This is a genomic window from Clostridium sp. AM49-4BH (assembly GCF_003478335.1).
Lineage (GTDB): Bacteria > Bacillota > Clostridia > Lachnospirales > Lachnospiraceae > Butyribacter.
Genome location: NZ_QUFB01000133.1, coordinates 1 through 857, shown reverse-complemented (window position 1 = coordinate 857; position 857 = coordinate 1). Strand labels below are relative to the sequence as shown.

The 857-nt window shown below is 28.5% G+C and carries 1 protein-coding gene; it reads right to left on the bottom strand.

The features are described 5' to 3' along the window. On the bottom strand, positions 1 to 245 hold a 245-nt coding region (locus DW981_RS15455), incomplete at its 3' end, for a hypothetical protein (RefSeq protein WP_207664020.1). Positions 246 to 857 lie beyond the last annotated feature (612 nt).

The following is an 857-nucleotide window of genomic DNA, read 5'->3' as shown; positions in this document are numbered from 1 at the left end:
ATTAAGGTTAATAAGATATTTTTCTTGGATTTATTTTTCTTTTTAACAATAAAAAAAGAAAAAAATGTAAATGATAACATAAACAAAAGCAATGCTATATTAACAATTCCATACAAATCATAATAATCGATGAATCCTATAAAACCTGTATACCAGGTTCCAGATTCTGCCTGTCTGGCAATGGGAGTTGGAAAAAATGTTGATATTAATTTTATTAGTATAAGGAAAATAATCGAAATAGCCATTCCAGATCCAGATAATATGAATTTGAGATGCCTTTTGATTGCAGTGGCTTTTGTGCTACATTTTCATTATTTGCAATCTTAGTTTGTTCGTTGCTAAATTCCTCCTCAAATTGGTCTTCTTTATCATCATTCATAAGATAATCTAAAGAGATAAATAAAATTGCTTACCTTTACTAAATTATTAATATCCGGTAGGGTTCCCAGTTCCCATTTTGAGATGGCTTGTCTGGATACACATAACTCAGAAGCTAGTTGCTCTTGCGATAAGTTATTATCTTTTCTTAATTTTTGCAATTTACTAGAAAACGTCATTATTTATATCTCCTCTCCTTCTTGTTTTTTGTATAGTAAAATAACTCAAGCTACCAAATTGCTTAAAAAATTAAAAAGTGAGCACCCCCTATCTCGCAATCTATAAATTTTGATATGAGTAAATGTACAGTTATAAATTTTAGTGAAAAAATGAAAATCCTCAACCATTTAAAGTTGGAATTTGCGCAACTCACAGTAGCATCTTGCCTATTTTAGGTGTTTTTCTTGTATTTTTCGTATGTAAATTCTATACATTTGCAATTTTATAATATCATAAATATTAGGAGAGATTCAAATTAT